General features: G+C 39.9%; 22 protein-coding genes and 2 pseudogenes. 21 read left to right on the top strand and 3 right to left on the bottom strand.

Annotated features, from left to right (window positions below; genetic code table 11):
• Positions 1-125: 125 nt before the first annotated feature.
• Positions 126-305, bottom strand: a complete 180-nt coding sequence (locus ACYQ3Q_RS03580) for an AAA family ATPase (protein WP_459927291.1) — start codon at positions 303-305, stop codon at positions 126-128.
• A gap of 108 nt (positions 306-413) precedes the next feature.
• Between ACYQ3Q_RS03580 and ACYQ3Q_RS03575 the strand changes: the two genes are divergently transcribed.
• The 3 genes from ACYQ3Q_RS03575 (at position 414) to ACYQ3Q_RS03565 (ending at position 1,768) form a co-directional block, all read left to right on the top strand.
• Entirely contained in the window at positions 414-677 is a 264-nt protein-coding gene (locus ACYQ3Q_RS03575) for a DUF6870 family protein (protein ID WP_459927290.1), read from the top strand.
• 43 nt (positions 678-720) lie between these two features.
• Positions 721-1,128 carry a hypothetical protein gene (locus ACYQ3Q_RS03570; RefSeq protein WP_459927289.1) on the top strand — a complete coding sequence of 136 codons (408 nt, stop codon included), beginning with the start codon at positions 721-723 and terminating at the stop codon, positions 1,126-1,128.
• 151 nt (positions 1,129-1,279) lie between these two features.
• Complete coding sequence (locus ACYQ3Q_RS03565; RefSeq protein WP_459927288.1) at positions 1,280-1,768, top strand: CcdC family protein; 489 nt, start codon at positions 1,280-1,282, stop codon at positions 1,766-1,768.
• Positions 1,769-1,780: 12 nt separating this feature from the next.
• Here the strand turns inward: ACYQ3Q_RS03565 and ACYQ3Q_RS03560 are convergent, their stop codons facing one another.
• A complete protein-coding gene (locus ACYQ3Q_RS03560) occupies positions 1,781-2,110 on the bottom strand; it encodes a response regulator (protein ID WP_459927287.1) in 330 nt (109 codons plus the stop codon).
• A 795-nt stretch (positions 2,111-2,905) separates the two neighbouring features.
• Between ACYQ3Q_RS03560 and ACYQ3Q_RS03555 the strand changes: the two genes are divergently transcribed.
• Positions 2,906-3,142 carry a hypothetical protein gene (locus tag ACYQ3Q_RS03555; protein ID WP_459927286.1) on the top strand — a complete coding sequence of 79 codons (237 nt, stop codon included), beginning with the start codon at positions 2,906-2,908 and terminating at the stop codon, positions 3,140-3,142.
• A gap of 125 nt (positions 3,143-3,267) precedes the next feature.
• On the opposite strand, the gene ACYQ3Q_RS03550 is transcribed toward ACYQ3Q_RS03555, so the two are convergent.
• Complete coding sequence (locus tag ACYQ3Q_RS03550) at positions 3,268-3,483, bottom strand: small acid-soluble spore protein Tlp (protein ID WP_459927285.1); 216 nt, start codon at positions 3,481-3,483, stop codon at positions 3,268-3,270.
• A 398-nt stretch (positions 3,484-3,881) separates the two neighbouring features.
• On the opposite strand from ACYQ3Q_RS03550, the gene ACYQ3Q_RS03545 reads away from it, so the two are divergent.
• From ACYQ3Q_RS03545 to ACYQ3Q_RS03465, 17 genes and pseudogenes are all read left to right on the top strand, one after another.
• On the top strand, positions 3,882-4,460 hold the full coding sequence (locus tag ACYQ3Q_RS03545) for a hypothetical protein (RefSeq protein ID WP_459927284.1): 579 nt from the start codon (positions 3,882-3,884) through the stop codon (positions 4,458-4,460).
• A gap of 24 nt (positions 4,461-4,484) precedes the next feature.
• Positions 4,485-6,086 (top strand): flotillin family protein, encoded by a 1,602-nt coding sequence (locus ACYQ3Q_RS03540; RefSeq protein WP_459927283.1) that lies wholly within the window; start codon positions 4,485-4,487, stop codon positions 6,084-6,086.
• Between the two features lie 97 nt (positions 6,087-6,183).
• Positions 6,184-6,402: pseudogene (locus tag ACYQ3Q_RS03535) on the top strand (sodium-dependent transporter); the annotation flags it as partial.
• A 32-nt stretch (positions 6,403-6,434) separates the two neighbouring features.
• Positions 6,435-6,623, top strand: a complete 189-nt coding sequence (locus ACYQ3Q_RS03530; protein ID WP_459927282.1) for a hypothetical protein — start codon at positions 6,435-6,437, stop codon at positions 6,621-6,623.
• Complete coding sequence (locus tag ACYQ3Q_RS03525; RefSeq protein WP_459927281.1) at positions 6,611-7,066, top strand: Hpt domain-containing protein; 456 nt, start codon at positions 6,611-6,613, stop codon at positions 7,064-7,066. The genes ACYQ3Q_RS03530 and ACYQ3Q_RS03525 overlap by 13 nt, the downstream gene beginning before the upstream one ends.
• A 112-nt stretch (positions 7,067-7,178) precedes the next feature.
• Positions 7,179-7,988 (top strand): DUF5714 domain-containing protein, encoded by an 810-nt coding sequence (locus ACYQ3Q_RS03520; RefSeq protein ID WP_459927280.1) that lies wholly within the window; start codon positions 7,179-7,181, stop codon positions 7,986-7,988.
• 381 nt (positions 7,989-8,369) lie between these two features.
• Complete coding sequence (locus ACYQ3Q_RS03515; RefSeq protein WP_459927279.1) at positions 8,370-9,527, top strand: DUF4317 family protein; 1,158 nt, start codon at positions 8,370-8,372, stop codon at positions 9,525-9,527.
• 923 nt (positions 9,528-10,450) lie between these two features.
• Positions 10,451-10,765 (top strand): DUF3846 domain-containing protein, encoded by a 315-nt coding sequence (locus tag ACYQ3Q_RS03510; RefSeq protein ID WP_459927278.1) that lies wholly within the window; start codon positions 10,451-10,453, stop codon positions 10,763-10,765.
• 90 nt (positions 10,766-10,855) lie between these two features.
• Positions 10,856-11,065, top strand: a complete 210-nt coding sequence (locus tag ACYQ3Q_RS03505) for a hypothetical protein (RefSeq protein WP_459927277.1) — start codon at positions 10,856-10,858, stop codon at positions 11,063-11,065.
• Between the two features lie 240 nt (positions 11,066-11,305).
• A complete protein-coding gene (locus tag ACYQ3Q_RS03500) occupies positions 11,306-11,569 on the top strand; it encodes a hypothetical protein (RefSeq protein ID WP_459927276.1) in 264 nt (87 codons plus the stop codon).
• 127 nt (positions 11,570-11,696) lie between these two features.
• Positions 11,697-13,532, top strand: coding sequence for a UbiD family decarboxylase (locus ACYQ3Q_RS03495; RefSeq protein WP_459927275.1), 1,836 nt, complete (start codon positions 11,697-11,699; stop codon positions 13,530-13,532).
• 87 nt (positions 13,533-13,619) lie between these two features.
• Positions 13,620-13,781, top strand: a complete 162-nt coding sequence (locus ACYQ3Q_RS03490) for a cupin domain-containing protein (protein WP_459927274.1) — start codon at positions 13,620-13,622, stop codon at positions 13,779-13,781.
• Between the two features lie 358 nt (positions 13,782-14,139).
• A pseudogene (locus ACYQ3Q_RS03485) lies at positions 14,140-15,911 on the top strand (cell wall-binding repeat-containing protein).
• 1,158 nt (positions 15,912-17,069) lie between these two features.
• The gene (locus ACYQ3Q_RS03480) at positions 17,070-17,372 is read left to right on the top strand and encodes a DUF5661 family protein (RefSeq protein ID WP_459927273.1); all 303 of its coding nucleotides are present in this window, start codon (positions 17,070-17,072) and stop codon (positions 17,370-17,372) included.
• 226 nt (positions 17,373-17,598) lie between these two features.
• Positions 17,599-18,126: a gamma carbonic anhydrase family protein gene (locus ACYQ3Q_RS03475; RefSeq protein WP_459927272.1), complete on the top strand. Its 528-nt coding sequence runs from the start codon at positions 17,599-17,601 to the stop codon at positions 18,124-18,126.
• A gap of 78 nt (positions 18,127-18,204) precedes the next feature.
• Positions 18,205-18,654 carry a CoA-binding protein gene (locus tag ACYQ3Q_RS03470; protein ID WP_459927271.1) on the top strand — a complete coding sequence of 150 codons (450 nt, stop codon included), beginning with the start codon at positions 18,205-18,207 and terminating at the stop codon, positions 18,652-18,654.
• Between the two features lie 433 nt (positions 18,655-19,087).
• Positions 19,088-20,329: an MFS transporter gene (locus ACYQ3Q_RS03465; RefSeq protein ID WP_459927270.1), complete on the top strand. Its 1,242-nt coding sequence runs from the start codon at positions 19,088-19,090 to the stop codon at positions 20,327-20,329.
• Positions 20,330-20,351 lie beyond the last annotated feature (22 nt).

The raw sequence follows: 20,351 nt of genomic DNA, 5'->3' as shown, positions 1-20,351 counted from the left end.
AGTAAGGAAGATCAACATGAATACAGCTCAGCCAATATCAAGAAAGGGTCAGATTTTATTAACAGCTCACAGAAGCCTATGGCTTACAATCCACAACCAGAGACTGCCACTACCACAAAGCGACGTTAGGCGGTAGCCTGAAGAAAGCCAGGTTCCGTATCGAGTTGGTAGAGGACTTCTTGGTAAAAGATCCGAGGGCTCATCCGGGATTCGGATAAATAAACAAAGCGGTAACGACTTGGGTCCATAGAGCTTGCCAAAGTACGAATCGCGGTCGATTTACCCGAACCAATATCTCCGGTCACCAGAGAAAATAAGACGACGAAGAAATGGAGAGGTACTAAAGCCTTAATGCCTAAATTGCCAAGCGAAAAGACGAACGACTTTTTACGCTGAAAAGAAAGGGGTAAGCAATGGACAATGTATCGAGGCTTGATTGGGAGGCCAGGCGAAATGTTGATATACGTACGGTTGATCCGGCTACGCTGGTGGATATCTGCGCTGTGAAAATAGACAAAAATCTGCCCCAGTCCGAAAGGATCAGGGACTTTATCCGCCAAATTAAAAATCCTTACTGTTACAAATGCGGCAAAGCGATTGTCAAGGTAAGCTTTTCGGATACCACCGACGTTGGAAGACCGACTGGAGCATTATTTAAAATCATTGTAGGAGCCTGAAAAATTTACAATTTGATGGCACTTTTCAACTCTAAAATGGACCATGACAGGATGGTTGCTCTATCTTTTGCTGCCAGTCGCAGTCCTTTGCCTAACCTTGTTTGGATCTGTGTCTTTAAAAGCAGTGTCCAATGGAATCTTAATGATCTTCATTTGCATTCTTGGTAATGTTGGTGGAATGGTCGAGATGATTGGGCAGTACGTGAATAACAACTCAGTCATTGGTACTGGAATTTTTATTAGCTTGGTTTCCCCTTTCCAAACGATTTATAGCACGATGGAACGCGTCATGGTTCCAAATTCTGAGCTGGCAGCAAGTGCAATGTCTGCCGCCAGTTTATCAGGCAGTGGCAAACCAGCAAGTCTATGGATGTTTGTCTATATTGCCATCTACATGCTCGGGTTTGTAGCGCTGGCGATACGAAAATTTTCTAGTAAAGATATCACTTAAAACAGGTTTTTAAAAAATTGAACAATAGGAAGCCAGATAGAAGAGCTAATTATCTCTTTAAGTCTGCTAAAATCTAACTCTTTGCTTTATTGATAAAAGCAAAGAGTTAGATTACTATTAGGTGTAAAACAGAACGATAGAAGGGATAATTATGTTCACAAAACAGTTTTTAGTCATTGCATCAATTGTTGTGTCGTTGTTAATGGTTGTTGTCGTCAATTTGGTACGATTGAGAAACACAAAAAAACCGGCAGTAGCGAAAAAAATTATTTTACCGCCACTTTTCATGGCAACTGGTGCGAGTATGTTTATCCTACCCATGTTTAGACCAACGTTACCTGAACTCTTAAGTTCCATTGTGATGGGAATGCTTTTCTCGATCATCTTAATAAAAACTTCTAAATTTGAAATTCGGGACAACCAAATCTATCTCCAAAGATCAAAGTTGTTTTTAGTAGCCTTGATAGGCTTAGTCGCTTTGCGTATGATCGGGAAAATTATCCTTGCTGAGGCCATTCAAATCGATCCTGCCCAAATGAGCGGCATTTTCTTCATCTTGGCCTTTAGCATGATCCTACCATGGCGAATTAGTATGTATATTGGGTTCGGAAAATTAAAAAGACAACTCGACAACGCATGATTCTCAATGAACTTACTCAAAGTGAAAGAGTAGTACTCTTTTCAGTAGGCGTACAACAATCAAGCGCAGTTGTTCTAAATCAAATGGCTTAGGTAATAAGTAATCTTTTCCGCATTCTATTTCGGTAATCTCTTGATTATCTGTATACGCAGATATAAAAATGAATCGGATATTTTTGTCTAAAAGTAGTAATTTGTCCCGAAGTACTAAGCCATTCATACCCGGCATTTTAATGTCAGTCAGAACTAGATCAGGTAGCTTCTTTTGAGCTGATGTTATTGCTTCAAGTCCCGAAGCAGCCGTAACTACAGTGTAACCTTTAGCGGAAAAAAACTCTTCCAAAAGTCTTCGAATTCCAAATTGTCATCAACAACTAGCAAAGAACCTCTTTTCAAACAAATCAATCTCCCTTTCGCTTAAGAATCCTCATCATTCATGTATCAGGTCGTCAAGATTAAAGCTTCATATGTTCGGTTTCAGGAATAGAGTTCTTGCTCTTGGAGTATATATTTGTCATTATTTTCCTTTTCTTTAGACTCCTGATATTGATGAATGTCATCATCAATATGTACCAAAACCATTAGACTATCTTATAACTATATACGTAAAGCAGTTGTTTTTATGGGGGTAGTGCGTAAGCAATTGTATAAAGACCAGTCAAGTTTATATGCCAAATGAACTGCACCACACAGACATTCGTTGCTGCAGTCAATGCGAGTGAAGGAAACTTAAGGCTGTATGGGTTCGATATTCAATCGGCTCATGCTTGTTTATACATATAAACGCATAACTATAGAAATCGATGTGTTGATGAGATTGGGTTCAGAAAGTTCATCACTGATATCTGGCCCAATGAAAAAGCCTAGGATTTAACCTAGGCAAACCATTAAGCTGTTACTGGTGCAACGATTCTTGTTAAGAACCATGGAGAAATCAATAGCCATAATGCAACTAAAAAAGCTAATAATCCTAATAGCCCAACAAGCATCATGTTCACCTCCTCATTTAGAATCCCATAAGACTGAGAAGGTTCTTGATTATACTATTCATCATGTTCATTGAATGCTGTAGATAATGCCTCACATTGTCGCTCAGCGTGGAGTTTTCACTGTGTTCCCCCATGATAAGGAGATTCAATTGCAGAATCTCTTCCCGGACGCATCAAACTATCTCATCGAGATTTGTGTCGCTGCAGCAAGCATTCCCTTAATTTCAGAACAGTTAAAACGCTACGGAGTTACACGGTTTACACTCTACCCCGATATTACCGAAGTTAGAAATCAAATTACACTTAAGGGTCAAGAGGAAGGTCAGCTGCCTACTGCTATCCCCAGTTCCATTCAGAAAATCTCAAAGCAAGATGTTAAAATTTGAACAGGAAAGACCCTGCCTCAATGAAGTGCATTCAGTGAGGCAGGGTCTTTAGCTTCCCAGTATCCATAAATTGAAATAGTATTGAGACTGAATTTTTAAATGGAACGCTAGATACATTCCCGCTTTTAGTGTTGAGCTTCGTCTCTTTTTTCCGCTATGAAATAGTCAATACTTTCTTTGCGTCGATCATTTTTAGCTTCAATAGCCTGCTTCTCATCAGCTTTAATCTCATCTGCATGCTCATCAAGGTAATCCTCAGCATCATGCAATTTATCTAGAGTGTGGTTAATATGTTCTTGCAGGTGCACCTCATTATCCGCCCGATTATCCGGTTTAGCCAATGTAATCCCTCCTATTCAAATACGACTGCCTTTGTATGATGACCTAATTCGCATGATGCTATGCAAGTGGATATCCTGTTGAGATTAATGTAGACAAGACCAACTTCTATAATTTTATAATTTACGCTAATTACTTGTAACCTTTTAATCACTTTTATACTCTATATATCAGACAGTAGTAAGGGGAAATTAATTGGATTTATCCACCTTCTTTGGGCTGATTTGGTGTATTATAAGAGTATCCCCCACACAGAATCAACCAAAGGATGGAGTAGGGCTGAAGAAGTTAAGTGATTTTTTGGGGGAACACTTGAAATACTTAGAACGGACACTGTGCCACGTTCAGCAATCATTATAGCTACAGCTGTAGAATTTACATAAACAAGGGAGGAGGTAGCTTGATTATTGATACCATGACGAGCCTATTCAATGTATGTTTACTAACGGGGTTTGTTGTACCTATACTAAGTCTGTTAACAGGTGTATTTGGGTCAATATTCGATGTGGATTTTGACTTGGATACAGACCATGATTTTCATGGTCTCGTGCCATTCAATTTAATGTGTACATGTTTTGCATTGATTGTTTTTGGGTCGCTTGGAAGATTGTTTGCGCCATACATGATGAATACGCTATTCACAGTAGTAATTATTGCGTTGTTAGTGTTAGTATCATTCGTAGCTTATTTGATGTTATACAAATATGTAATAGTTAAGTTAAAACGTAATAATCCTTTAGCAATAACGAGTGCTGAGATAGTGGGGTCTGTAGGGAAATTAACGTTGAGGGTGACACAGGATAGTGATGGTATTGTATCAGTGTTGGATAGTACTGGGGCAGCCATATCCTACAGGGCTAGAGTATGTGAGTTCTATAAACTTGACGATACTGGTAGGATAGACCAAGGGACAGAAGTTCTAATCACAGGGGTTGATACTGCTGCAAATATTTATTATGTGCACCCGTTATACGAGTAGACAAATGAAGTGGAGGTAGATTTAATGTTTAGTTCGGTCTTTGGGGTTGTAGGGATAATCTTGTTAGGTCTTATTGTGATCATCGGGGCGGTATTGAGTACTTGGAAAAAAATACCGTCAGACAAAGCGGCTGTAATTGTAGGGTTAGGCAAGCCTAAGGTAGTAACTGGTGGTGGTACTATGGTAATCCCGATTATACAGAGAATGGATGTAATTACACTTGAGAACATTATGTTTCCTGTAGAAATCAGACAAACTAAGACGGCTTTAGGGGTACCACTTAATGCAGAGGGCATTGTTGTAATTAAGGTCAAGAATGATCAAAATAGCATTTTAGCAGCTGTGCAACAGTTTAACTCTGCACGAGAAGAGCAAACATTAACTACAATCAGAACCCAAGCATCTGAAATATGTAAAGGTAAGCTTCGTGAAATTGTATCATCCATGAGCGTCGAGGATATCTACAATGATAGGGAAAGTTTTTCAGCCAAAGTACAACAAGTAGCAGGGACCGAACTGGGTGAAATGGGTCTTGAGCTCAAATCATTCACGATCAATGACATCTCGGATGATGAAGGATACATTGAGGCTCTAGGTAAAGAACAAATCGCAAAGGTTAAATCATCTGCGGCTATTGCGGAAGCTGAAGCGGCTAAAGAACGTGAAATTCGTACTGCAGACGCTCTTAGAGAACAGCAAATTAAAACGGCAGAGGCTCGTAAACTTGGTAAACAGGCAGAGTTGGGGGCTGAGGCTCAAATTGCTGAGGCAGAAAAAGATAAAGAGTTAAAAATACTCGCGTACAAGAGAGACCAAGAAACACAGAAAGCCGTAGCGGATGCGGCCTATCAAATTCAGAAAAACATTACATCTAAAGAAGTTAAGAATACTGAAATGGATGCACTTGTGCTTGAAAAACAACGTGATAAGGAAGTAGCTGAAGCGCAAGTACAGGTTCTAATCATCACTGAAGAGAAGAACATCGAGCTTGCTAAGAAGAGGGCTGAAAGAAAAGAAGCTGAGCTATCAGAGACAGTTGTGAAACCTGCTGAAGCGGCAAGACAAAAACAACTATTAGAGGCAGAAGGAAGAAAGTTTGAGCAAGTTAAAGCGGCTGAAGCCGAGGCGGAAAAACTCCGCTTAGAGGGTGAGGCTCAGGCTAGTGTCATTGAGGCTGTGGGTAAAGCGGAAGCTGGCGCCATAAGGGCGAAGGGGTTAGCTGAGGCTGATGCACTTGCGGAGAAAGCTGAAGCACTTGCAAAAATGAACGAGGCTGGTAAACTCCAGATGGTTATTGAGAAACTTCCTGAAATCGCTAGAGCAGTTGCTGAGCCTCTATCTCGAATTGATAAAATCACAATCATTGGTGGCGGCGGTTCGGAGGGAACATCTGAAGTAGCGAGATACACAGTGGGGGGACTTAAGGCAGTAACGGAGGCACTAAAGGAAACGATTGGGTTTGACCTTATGGATGTAATGAAGGCAAACACATTCGACGCCAAGACAACCAAGAACATCAACATTGACGTAAAGGGTCTGCCAGAGGGTCAAGGATTAAGCAACGAGACGATAAGTGCTGCTGTAGATTCAGTATTGGACGATACTAAGAAAAAAACTAAAGCTTAACAAAAAGTATTAAAAAGTAGTGCGCCTAGAGTTCTTAGGCGCACTACTTTTATTAATGCTGTATGCCATAATTCGTTATACACTGAAAAAATACTGCTATGATAATGGTGGAGGCGCATTTTTCATTCCGTACTTATTTGCACTTTTAACTGCCGGTATTCCACTTCTTATTCTGGAATTTACAATGGGTCATAAATATCGTGGTTCTGCACCGTTATCTTACGCACGCATGCATAAGAAAACAGAGTGGATTGGTTGGTGGCAAGTAGCCATTGCCTTTGTAATTTCTACGTACTATTCAGTTATTATCGCTTGGATAAAACGAATGGTGAACTTGAACAAAAAATATTGAAGAGAACAGCTCGACTTGAAGTGACTAATGCTAAATTAGAAGAAAGGAATGCAAAGTTTGCAGAAGAACTTGAAGAACGTAAAAGAATTGAAGATGAAATTAATAAGTTTAATAATAAACTTGAAAATAAGGTGATGGAGCGCACAATACGGACGATCATCTCTGGCCGGAAATGCCAGGTATAATGCTCGTTCGCGGATTGGCCAGGGTGGGCGGCAACCAGAAACTTTATAAGAAGCTTCTCCTCCAATTTCGCGCTAGTAATGTCGACACTCTGGATAACATTAACACTGCTTTATCAAAAGGCGATTACACGACGGCGGGCAGACTGGCACACACTGTAAAAGGGGTGGCTGCCAATATTGGGGCAGATCAGTTGGCAGCTGTCAGTTCCGAATTAGAGACGGCGCTGAAACAAGGAAGTATTGCTGGTAATAATGTTCTGCTCGCAAAATTTAGAGCGTACCTTACCATTGTAACTGACAGGATAAGAGCATTTGAAGAAGCGTTTGCTTCCGTACCGAAGACAAAAGTGCAGGAAAAAATGATTACGGGTGTCGATGCTGCTATTGTACGGCCGCTCTTGATTAATCTGGCACAAATGCTCATGGCTCTATCGCGCTATTGAAGCATAGGGGAATTGTCACTACTTTCTAAACAATAAGTCATAAAAGCAGGATTTTCGAATTAAAAAATAGAAAGTATTTCTTAAATCAAACGTTAAAAATGGGGTGATGTTTATGACTATAAGCTCAGAAGTTATCGTTGCCTCGACAGCTAGTTGTTGAGGCAGTGAAAGTGATGCTGGTCAGCATCAAAAAGAGAGCAATACGGAGAACTGCCAAGTATGTGGTAGTAAATTAGAATATTTCAATGAGAGTAAGGAACTCACATGTTCCCGTTGTTGTAAAATTGAGCTTGCTAACATTTCATGTACTAATGGTCATTATATTTGTGATGACTGTCATGGCAAAGATGTCTTTGAGACTATCAAAAACTATGTTTTAACCACAAAATCCGAGAACCCATTAGAAATTGCAGAAACGCTGATGTCTCTCAAAGACCAAGCACCTATGCTAGGTTGCGAAAATGCTTGGATTGCTTGCGGTGCTTTGATGGCATCCTTAAAGAATGAAGGTACAATTGAAATTTCTAACAAACACATTATTGAAGCACTCCACAGAACCAAAAAACAGGCAATAGGGGGATACTGTGGTCTAACTGGTGTTTGTGGCGTTGCGCCCGCAATCGGGGCGTGTTTTAGTATTATTATGGGTGCATCATGTCCCAAAGACCAAGAAACAGCAGTAACAATGAAGGTTGTAGGCAAGATAGTTAATGCTATCGCTGACCAAACTGGTCCATGCTGTTGTAAGAATTTTGTCTGGACTGCACTTAGCCAGGGCATTAAATCAGCTAAAGAGTATCTTAGTGTATCCTTGTCTTCGCCTAGTGAAGCAATTATTTGTACTCACAGTTCACGTCACCCTCATGGATGCAGAGAGTCTAAATGCCCCTACTTCAAAATGAACGAGACACCTCAGAGATAAATATGTGTTGTTGCTATTTAGGCGCTAAGAAAAAGCCCTAAACCCTAGACTGATGAGTTATGAAGTTGAATTGTCCTTAGGTAAGATCTTTATCTTGTCCCCTGTCAGTCCACCAGCGCTGCTCTTTTCATAAGCCACTGAGATTATTGCCAGATCGTATTGTGCGGTCTGGTTTTCTATTTCTCAAGGATTACTTGTGTATATGGAAGGAAAAGAAGAAAACATGGCGAATATTGTATACTTAGTATAGAATCTGTAGGTATAGCTCGAATTATCAGTCATTGGGTTTTACAGATTAACTCAAGCTGACATTGTTTTAAATTATTTTTAATGAAGAGGCAGGAGAGTTCTGCCTACGATTGATAAAAGGGAGATAGATGCATGAACAAGGAAGATATTGCCGGCATCCGCAGAGAACTAAAAATAAACAACTCAAAATTGAAAATGCAAGAAATTTGCAGTTATTATATCAAACATGAAAGCAAGGACATCCTTTGTTCAGAGGAATTATACTTTGATATGATGGACGAGGAAAGAAAAGAATTGTATTTAAAAAACTTTAAAAAGGTATTGTCAGGGAAGATTGATTCTAAAATTTTTGAATTAGAGTTCAAAGACAATAAACTGGGGGAAAATATAACTCAAAAGCATATGTTTCATACTTTGCGTACAAAGAATTTTAGAGAAGCGACATTAACTATTGTGCATAAAATTATTGAAGAAACGTGTGAAATCTATGAGAAGGATTTTATGATCAGCTTTGTACGGGGAGAGACCTATAAACCAGTTGCGAATAAAAATAACGAACTTGAAGATGGTGCCGAAGCTTATACTATGGAATTTTTCATAGGTAGTATCTGTCCTATTATTATTCCTAAAAAGTTGCTTAAATTTGATTTTGAAGATAGAGAGTTCAAAACTAACCTTCCTATGAACGTTACTATTAATACAGAGGCTCCTATTGAGGGCTTTATGTTCCCTTCGTTTAGCGACAATGCAGCAGAAACTGATAAGGTTGTTTATTTTACCAAAAATGATAATAAGCCCAATCCGTTGTTTGTTGAAAACGTTCTAGATTGTGAATTTAAATCAACAGCGAAGGCTGACAAAGAGCGTTTTCTAGAAGTTGTTCGAGAGATTGTAGGAACGGAAATTGAACCTGAAGTTGTTTCGAGCATTTATGAGGAACTTGGTCGTCGGCTTGACGTAGAGGCTGAAAGTGGAGAAGTTGCTATGATAGGTTTGAAAGATATGGAGAGGATTTTAGAAAATAGCGGAATTAATACCGAAGATAAGTTTAGATCCTCGTTTCTGGGAATTATGGGTGGGGAGAACTACGAGTTTAAAGCATCGAGTATTACCCCAAATTATGCAACGAAGTCGATTAAAATTGACAATAACACAGCGGTGATTTCGATCGGTCCACAAGATCTAAAAAACGTCAAGCAAGTAACCAAGGATGGTATACGATATTTGATGATTCGAATCGATGATACGGCCACGCTTGAAGGCTTTGATTTAGTAACTGAGAAATTGTAACGGCCAAGACAACTTTTTTCACCTATAAACGATCATAGTAGAGGCTCAGCTATAATTTGGCTGAGCCTAATTAAATACCCGGACATGGGCAAGTATTCCAAATACATATCACTGCAACGTTTTTTCCACTCCTAGTGGCCGCGTTCAATGATTGAAAGATTTTATTAGAATACAAGGCCCAAAGCAATAAGCATAAGAATAGCCACAACTACGATAGCAATACCACAACCAAATATTAACATCTGCACATCCTCCTTTTCCATTATATTGCATAATATTCTAGACCTTTCGGTCTGCCACAAATGGATATCTTAATTTTCGACCCATACTTCAATCGCGTAAGATTTAAGATACTCAATTAACTAAACAAATAGGAAACCAAATAAGAAACCAAATAAGAAACCAAATAAGAAACCAAGAAGGGTTACATATCCGGTTGTACCGGTTGTAACCCTTCCTCGACGGTCTGGTGCCTTTGCTTTTGATTATTTTTGCAACAGTGGGAGGATATGAGTTCGGAAACGGACAAAGTACAGGGGACCAAGTTTTTAACGTCACGGAAGTCAACATAAAGGAATCACTAGAAGAGAGATTCTGGAGGGCGTTCGGGGTTAGAGAACTTACATGTATGGAGGCATAAATGGAAAGAGTACCCGTCGGCCTGACATTAGCAGCAACGAGTACTCTTTTTTGGTGTTATTTACTACTTATTATAAGCTTGAGTAAGCATAGTTTCAAGACAAGTTTGCTGAATATACAGAATACTTAGCAAAATGCCATAATACGCAGCTCAGGGAGCCCAAGCTTGGCGTTTGTGTTTCGCCATGATGCTCTCCACTCGTATTAAAGATTGGAATACACACGTAATTTGTTGTATTCTGTATAGTAGAACGTTTTAAAAATCTTATGGGAGGGTAATTGGAATGAGAGTATTAGTCAGAGAACCGGTCAATCAGCCTTTACAGTTGAAGGAGATTGAAGGCACTCTTGAGGACTTACAAGAGTTAGTTGGAGAGTTTATTGAGATTGTACCGATAACAGATGATATAGTATGCATATGTAACGAAAAGGGTGTATCGCAAGGATTAGAAAACAATTTTTATGATGATCGAACAGGTTGGATTGTGGGGACCTGTGTATTCACATCAACTAAAAACACTGAGTTTACTTCACTGTCAGATAAGCAAATAGGATACATATCAGAGTATATAGGATTCCCAGTTGTCTTAGGTAAGTAACCCGATATAGATTCTATTCGATGGAACTGTCGTTCCGCGTGCCTAATCTGTTTAATTTATAATGTAAACGAGTTTCGTTAAGGAGGTAGCATGGATAAGCAGGACATCATCAATATGGCTACATATTTTATGGAAAACTCCCTGTATAATCTTATACCTCAGGAAATTGCGCTTTCAGAGACGGTTGTTGGTATGGAAATCTTTGAGGCTCCAATTGTTGCTTTTGGTAGGGCAGATGATAAGTATTTCGAATTATTGAAAGAACCATCGGCTATAGGAAAACACTTTTTGGTTCCCTGAGAATAGTTACCTCAGCCTAAAACCGTTATCTCCTTTTTTTACCGTTTACCAAGGCAGAAAAAAAGGGCAACAGAAGGGATATGTCATGGCCTTCAGAAGAATGGTTGCATGGACGAATTGAAGGTCAAGCTTTGGTAATAAAGCTTTGCCAATATTTGAGTTCTGAAATGAGACATTGTTATATGTTGAGAAGACAATTAATTTAAGGTTCGCCGTGATAGGTTTACAGGGGGAAGCTATATGAACGAGGATGTTGCTATTATTGAGGGAGTCTACGACTGCGTTTTACCTGAAGTGCCAGCATCTCTCCACAGATTGGGAAGAAAGGTCTGGCTTAGAGATATTGAAATTGGGGCTAAGGGGAAACTATTATTTTATGAAGATGGAGTTTGCAAAATTACTAACCTTAGTCGAATTACTAATATCATTCAAACTTCAAGCCGTTTAGAAATATATACTCAAATGAGTATCTATAAACTCAGGCTTTTGCCTAGAGAACCCTAAATCGATGGAAAGATTTATTGAAGTAATAGTTGTCCCATACGTTTGCGTTATAATAAGAAGCTTGATGAGAGAGAACACTAGACTGTGTATAATTAAACTTTACTATTAGGAATGGGTGTAGTGTAGAATGTATCATATTCTAGAAGAATGTATTCTCGATTTGGAAAAAGCCGGTCAATTGGTGCGGATACGTGAAGAAGTCGACCCTAATCTTGAGATGGCAGCTATACACATGAGAGTCAATGCCGCTGGTGGCCCTACACTGTTATTCGAAAATGTAAAAGGTTCGAATTTTCGTGCGGTATCTAATTTATTCGGTAACCTAGAGAGAAGTAAGTTTATTTTTCGTAATACATTAGGGGCGACACAGGACGTGATTGCATTACGCAATGATCCGATGAACGCATTGAAAAATCCGTTTAAACATTTTAGTACAGGATTGGCTGCCTCAAAGGCCCTGCCTTGGAAAAAAGCAAATAAGAATTTGACAGGTTTCAAGGAAATACAAATTTCTGACCTTCCACTTATTCACCATTGGCCAGATGATGGAGGGGCGTTTATAACTTTGCCTCAAGTTTATACAGAAGACCCCGAAAAGCCTGGGATTATGAACAGCAATTTGGGCATGTACCGTGTTCAGCTTAGCGGTAACGAGTATGAAATAAATAAAGAAATTGGTTTGCATTATCAAATTCACCGTGGGATTGGAATTCACCAAGAGAAGGCAAAAAAGCTTGGTGTTCCGTTAAAGGTGAGTATATTTATTGGAGGTCCCCCTGCTCATACCCTGGCAGCGATCATGCCATTACCAGAGGGTCTAAGTGAAATGACGTTTGCTGGTTTGATTGCTGGACGTCGTTTTCGTTATAGCTATGTTGACGGTTATTGCATTAGTCTTGATGCTGATTTTGTGATTACTGGCGAAGTGCATCCAGGTGAAACAAAGCCAGAGGGTCCTTTTGGTGATCACCTAGGCTACTATAGTCTTATTCATCCTTTTCCTTTGATGAAGGTCCATAAAGTATTTGCCAAGCCCAACGGGATCTGGCCGTTTACAGTTGTTGGTCGTCCCCCTCAAGAAGATACTGCTTTCGGCGATCTCATCCATGAGTTAACAGGTGATGCGATAAAACAGGAAATTCCTGGTGTGAAAGAAGTCCATGCTCTAGATGTTGCGGGTGTTCACCCCTTGCTATTCGCGATCGGAAGCGAACGCTACACGCCGTATCAAAACGTCAAACAACCGGCCGAGCTTCTCACCATCGCTAACCGCATCTTAGGAACAGGACATGTAAGTCTCGCTAAATATTTATTTATCACGGCCGAAGAGAATCAACCATTAGATACCCATCGAGAAGTAGAATTCTTAACCTATATACTCGAACGAATCGATCTTCATCGTGACATTCATTTTCAAACGAATACAACCATCGATACCCTGGATTATTCGGGAACGGGGTTAAATACAGGTAGCAAAGTGGTTATTGCCGCCTACGGTGACCAAAAAAGAGACTTATGTAGAGCAGTCCCAGACCCGTTGAAGGATTTAAGAGCCTTTAAAAATCCGCGTTTAGTGATGCCTGGGATTGTCGCGATCGAGGGACCTGAATTTTCAAGTTATCAGCAAGCACAAAAGGAATTAGACGAGTTAAGCTCGACTATTCAGACAAAAGGGGATATGCCTACTTGTCCAATGCTAATCCTTTGTGATGACAGTTCGTTTATAAGTGGTTCTCTTCATAACTTTTTATGGGCGACGTTTACGCGAAGTAATCCTTCACATGATATTTATGGGGTTAATAGTTATTATGAAAACAAGCACTGGGCCTGTGACAATATGATGATCGATGCCCGAACCAAACCGCACCATGCACCGCCACTAATTCCTGATCCGTCAATTGAAAAGAACATCGAGCGTTTATTTGCAAAGGGAGCGAGCTTAGGTGAAGTAAAAGTAGACTAACAAGACACTCGCACGCTCGACCTTCACTACCCCTCAAGTGAGGGGATTTTTTACATTTCCCCAACTCAAGGGTGGGAAGGCTATGTTATGCGAGAATTCGAGCTAGGTCAAGGCGGTTATACTCCTCGCCACACTCACCCTTGGCCACACATAATTTACATTCTCGAAGGGGAGGGGACTTTGCATTTGGACGGACAGGATTATCTGCTGGAAGCTACGGTTTTTTGGGCTGCTTTGGCTTCTTCTTAGGATTTTTATCCCCCATCTGATTCACTCCTTATACATGAGATATATTTCTACATAGCAAAAAAGATTCCTGTTGAAACAGTGACAGTTTTAAATCAGTCAGGTTTTTTTCTTGGATATTTAGAGAGTCTTAGCAGGAATCAAGGGAAAATGCGGGAGCTTCTTTCATTGTAACAAAGTGTGAAATTTTTCGTTGATATTCATACAGAAGTTTTGATTCTGAGATAATGTTTCGGTATTCGTTTAAATGGGACACTTTTGTTAATTATAAGTAAGTAAATATGATGCTCCTTCCGACATGCTTCACTTCTTCAACATGAGATAATTATCCAGTTACCACATTGAAGGAGTGTATTGTTAGATGAATAGAAAGATAATTGCCTTAATCTTAATCTCATGTAACTGCATATCTGTAGGAACACCAGCCTTTGCTGCTACTAATAATCCAAGTTCAGCTACTAACTCACCGCAAATTGTTAGCATTAATAGGCTTTCCGGACCTACAAGATATGGGACTGCCAGGGTTATTTCTGAGTATTATTGCAACGAAAAGGTTAAAAACGTAATCCTTCAACAGGAAATGAATTTGCAGATGCTTTATCGGCAAGTGTCCTAGCCCATGAAAAGGAAGCCCCTTTACTATTAGTTGATTCTTCAATTGAAAGTTCTAAAGATGCGTTTGAATATGTCGTTCAACATCTTGATTCAACTGGAACGGTTTATATCATTGGCGGAGCTGGAATAATTGGCGCTGAATTCGAGACTAAATTAAATGACCTCGGATTTACAAATGTTGATAGAATTGCAGGCCTGGACAGGTATAATACGTCTTATAAGATAGCCACTTCACTCAAGGATACTACTACTTTTTCCACAGTTGTGATATCCGCTGGAGAACAATATCCTGATGCTTTAAGTATCTCAAGTATTGCTGCAAATAAAGGCTGGCCGATACTGTTAACCCCTCACGATGCACTCCCTCAAGAAATTAAGAATTTTTTAGGGGAAAGAAAACCTGCGAAAGTATATATAACGGGGGGAGTAGGCGCGATTACAGATAATGTGAAATCCGAAATAAGTAGTTTGTTACCACAGAGTAGTGTCGAACGGTTGACTGGAGAATCTCGGTTTGATACGAATGTTATGATTGCAGAAACCTTCGCACCGAATCCATCAACAGTATATCTAACCACAGGTTACGATTTTGCTGATGCTTTGGCAGGTAGTGCTGTGGCTGCCAGAAATGGAGATCCCATTATCTTTATAGACCCTACAGTGCCAACGTTACCAAAATCAGTAGCCAGTTATTTTGGAAAACTTTATGCGCATAATTTGTGTCCAAACTTAGTGTCGTTTGGGGGCAGTGGGATTGTATCAGATGAGATAATAAAAAGTTCAAGAAGCTTGATCTTGGGAACAGTGAAAGAAACTAGTATTTATTCTATAGCTGATATAACTGCAACAGTTATTCAAAGTGAAGACTATTCTTTTCCTACAACAGTTCAAGCTAAGCTTTACAATAGTGATACTATTGATGTGCCTGTTGAGTGGAAATCCAAGTTAGTCGATACCAGCAACATAGGGTCAAGTGTTTATGATGGAGTTGTAGAGGGATATGGCAAAGCAATCAAACTGAACCTTACTGTCAGAGAACCCATCATTGACACCGTGACGAGCTCCGGGCTAATCGCTCAATACTCTACTCACTTTGACTCTACCCTGGTCAAACGCACGGGGAACATTCGCCTTGCTGCAAAGGCTCTCGATGGAAAACTATTAGCACCTGGAGAACGGTTCTCCTTCAATGAAAGTGTCGGAGAACGAACTGCGAAAGCAGGTTATCAAGAGGCTCTGATCATCGTAGGAAACAAGTTCACCCCGGGGCTGGGCGGCGGAGTCTGCCAAGTTTCTTCCAATCTTTACAATGTAGTTATTCTTGCCAATTTAGAAATTTTAGAAAGACATCGTCATTCCTTGCCCGTTGATTATGTGCCTCCCGGGCAGGATGCAACTGTAAGCTTTCCCATTCTCGATTTTAGATTCAGAAATAGTACAGACGCTTATCTCCTAATCCGTTGTAATGTAGAGGGGAATACCTTAACCTTTCAGTTGTATAGAAAGGCAGAGAAATGATCGTTAGATGTTCATTTACCATTTACATATTTTTCATGGAAAAACTAGTTGAGACATTTTAATTGGAGGATGTTTATGACGATTTCAGTTATTTTAGGCCATCCTCAAAAGGGAAGCTTTAATCATGCAATTGCCGATAAAGTAGTTCAGACGTTACTTGGCAATGGATACGAGGTCACGTGAACAAAATGTCTTTGGTGATCCATTGGAGGTTTTATGGAAGACGTGCATTTTTGACCTATGTGGCGTTCGAAACTTTTATAGAAAAATGTACGGGGTTGTCGTCACTAGCAGCATAGAACAAAGGGAAGATTGGCTAGAGGATGTAAAAAAAGTCGTAAATACTTACTTTCCAGGTATTTAATACGAGATGACAAGATAAGATCGGAACTGAGACGGTGTAAATATGATCCTCTTCGAGGCAAATTTCCGAACCAATTATTTGGTTCTCTTTTTTTGACTTACCAAGCAAGTGTCCGGAAGTTTCTTTTCCTGTAAGATAGTTTTCTGAATATTAATTGACTACTCAGAAAATTAAGACTTTGTGATATATGGTACTAAGTGCTTAATTTGGTGATATACTATAGTAAAGAAACTAAAATGTAAGAAAGGAAGGGGATTTATATGGCGTACTGTTGTCCTCACTGTGGGGTAATTCATGAAGCGGATGTGTGGAGTGCTTTTACTGACAATATGTTTCCAATTATGAGCGGTTTGTCAGTATACTTCTGCCCAACTTGCCAGAATCCTACATCCTATCCAACACTTATAACAACAAAAATCGGAGCCTAAAGACAAGGGTAAACAAAATTATATCTATACCATAGAAGAGCGAGCCCGCACTACAATGCGGGTTCGCTCTTCTATGGGCTCCCGTCCGAAGCAAGCAGGTTACAGCCGGGAGAGGTTATGGTAGCGCCATCCACTGATCCGGGTTGGACGCCGACATGATCATGGCAAAACCAAATTGGAAATCTCTTCGAAGCTCATGTTTTACCGCATTAAACAATACTGAAGTTTTTAACCCCTGCGCCCTCTAATTTCAAAGTAAGTACGAGCAGATTATTCCTTACAATGGTTACTACTTGGCAAAAGCGAGTTTTCAAATTGTGTAATACAGGATATAATACGGTTAATGAATGGAAGGGGTATTGACCTATGAAAAAATTCACATTCACTGAAGCGATTAGTATTGCAAAGCAGCTTGGGATTGATTTTGACAGCGTGGGATTTACTGCAGAAGAATACTTAGAAGGGATAAATATTGAATTAGAACATGGCACAGTCGATCCTTATACCAATGTATCTAATGATGATCCGTTAGTTACTGGCAAAATTGCCCAAGCGCATTTGAAAGAAACGCATCTTTACTATAACGAGGATATCGGTTTGGAAGCTTGGGAACATGCTCTTGAAGAGTTTAAAGGGGATCCCAGAGGTAAAAAGATTCAAATAGTATAATTGTTGGACTATATAAGAACAGCATTGAGATTTTTTATCTCGGTGCTGTCATTTTTTCGCCATATTTCGCCATCAATTTGGAATATAGTTGTCTAAAAGGGTAGCCTTCATCGTTGTTAGATGGAACAGTAGGCTTTAAAGAAGTTGAATTCGATAAACGGATTCCTGCCGACAATTTCAAAAGAAGTAATATGTCCACATTCTAAAGAAAGGGTGATATGCAAAAATGATAATCTCACTGAATGGAAAAACTCCTCAGATTCATCAAGAAGCTTTTATTGCGCCAAATGCAACTATAATTGGCAATGTGGAGGTGGAAGCAGGGGCAAGCATTTGGTTTGGGGCTCAAGTGCGTGGTGATGATGGTCGGATTATTATTGGTGCCCGTACTAATATCCAAGATAATGTGGTAATTCATTCCTCGCCGGGTGGCCAAACGATCATCGAATCTGATGTAACCATAGGGCACGGGGCAGTACTGCACAATTGTATTCTTAAAAAGGGTTGTTTCATCGGAATAAATTCGGTAATTCTGGACAATGCAGTCGTTGGCGAAGACGCCATGGTTGCTGCGCTGAGTTTGGTAACCAACAACTGCGAAATACCGGCTCGTCATTTAGCCGTCGGGGCACCAGCTCAAATCAAAAAGGAAATTTCCGGCGAGTCTTTAAGAATAAAAGAATTAGGGACTAAATTATATTTAGAGAATGTCCAAATGTACTTGAAGAATGGAATTGGTTCCCCGGGCAAGTAGGGAAAGTAATCGTTTGCCAATAACTTAGCAATAATACGGTTCGGGGAAGTGGTCATTCGAAAATAGGAGGTATGTATTTTGACCAGGTCAGCAATCAAGGAATTTTTAAATCAGAAGACTTTGGCTATTGCTGGTATGTCAAGGTCGGAAAAGAAGTTCTCATCTATGTTATACAAAAATCTCAAGGCCAAAGGTTACCGTTTATTGGCAGTTAATCCCAACTCAATTAACAATCAAAGAGAAGCTTGTTTTGACAGTATACTGTCATTGCCAGAACCAGTCGATGGAGTTGTAATCGTCACTCCCCCTAATCAAACGGAAAAAGTAGTTAAGGATGCAATTGCTGCAGGAATTAAACATATATGGATACAACAAGGAGCCGAATCACAGAAAGCAATCGAACTTTGTGAAAAGTACGGAATAAACGTTATACATAAGCAATGTATATTGATGTTCGCTGAACCAACTGGCTTTCCACACAAATTACATCGCCAAGTGTGGGGGTTACTTGGAAAACTGCCTAAATAACTTGCAATCTCCACAGCGGGAGAATTATAGGTAGAAGGGAAATCTGTCCTTGATGGCGCCAAACAAATGGTTTCCGTTGTACATGAAATAGATAAGGTCGGTAGAAATTCTTCCAGTCAAGTACAGAATCGGCTGTGGAAGAACAATCAGCTTCGATGGAAAAAATCCCTTCGAGTGGTCATGGCCTTTCTCAAATGGCCCTAGAGCTAGGTCATGTTGTTAGCAAATTTAGAGTTTAGGATTCGGTCAGAGATAGTTCCTTAGATTGTTTTCTTAAAGTTGGTTAAGAGACCTCGATGATTTTAAAAACATTTGAGGTCTCTTAAGTGTCAATAAAAATATTATATAAATAATTCAAAAAATATAATTTGTTTTGCAGGGAATTGAATTATTTATCGAGAATAATTATTAAAAACCGAAATGAGGTGGAGCCTTGCCAGAAACCTCAGAACCGACTTACCCTTTAAATCCTTTATGGACGAAGAAGTTCCTGCTTTTAATAGCTGCAAACTTTTCCGTCTATATTAGTTTCTATATGCTGATTCCCTCACTGCCCATCTATATTAAAGAGATAACTGGAAAGGAAGCCTTATCCGGTTCGGCGATGGGAATATTCTTCCTAGCCGCTGTGCTTTTTCGTCCCTTTGCTGGACGTAATACTGATAATCTGCAACGCAAAGGCGTTTTTTTATTTGGTTTAGCCATCTTCTTTGTTAGCGCTTTGGCTCTCATCAGGACACCCACTCTATTAACCCTCTTGTTGGCTCGCTTTGTTCAAGGTTTTGGCTGGGCCTATTGCAACACTGCAGCTGGCACGTTGGCCAGCGATATTATTCCTAAACCTCGCTTTGCAGAGGGGATGGGTTATTACGGTTTTTCTTTAAGCGTAGCCATGGGGATTGGCCCAGCATTGGGCCTGTATCTAATGCAAGGTTACAATTTCCAACTGATGTTTTATGTTTGTGCCGGGTTCGTGTTATTATCTTTTTTATTAGCAATTTTCATAAAACATAATAATAGTCGGTCGCCAGAAAAAAACCAGAACAAGCCCCAGAACAGGCCTATTGCAGTAAAAACAGTGCTCTTAGAAAAGAAGGCCTTGCGTCCTTCCCTAGTGATATTCTTCCTTTCAATAAACTACGCCGCCATTATCTCCTTCTTGGCTGTATACGGCCAATTTCGCCAAGTGCCTGATATTGGGATTTTTTTCTTAGTGTACGCCATTAGTATCACCATTTCACGACCTCTATTCGGACGTTTAGCCGATCGTAAGGGATACGACATCGTTATAGTACCCGGGTTAATACTTTGTACACTCACGCTGGTGATTCTTTATGTAGCTCAAACCCTGCCGGTCTTTATTTTAGCAGGTATAATTTATGGAATAGGCTTCGGTGCAGTCCAGCCAACGACACATGCCCTTTCTGTTTTGTATGTGCCGCTGGAGCGACGTGGAGCCGCTACGGCCACCTATTTCATGTTTTTAGATTTGGGTCTAGCTCTTGGCTCCATCTTATGGGGTGTTGTGGCCAAAGCAGTCGGATACGATGTCATGTACCTATTAGTAATCCTACCGACATTGGTTTCTCTACTAGTGTACTTGCTTTTTGCCCGCAAAACCAAAATGCAGCACGATAATTTTGGGAGTTTAATTGAAAAAAATAAATCTACCTAAGGTGTAATCTGGGTTAATTACA

It is taken from the genome of Desulfosporosinus burensis (genome assembly GCF_054657535.1).
The sequence above is the reverse complement of the archived record's forward strand: the minus strand, read 5'-3'. Positions and strand labels throughout refer to the sequence as shown.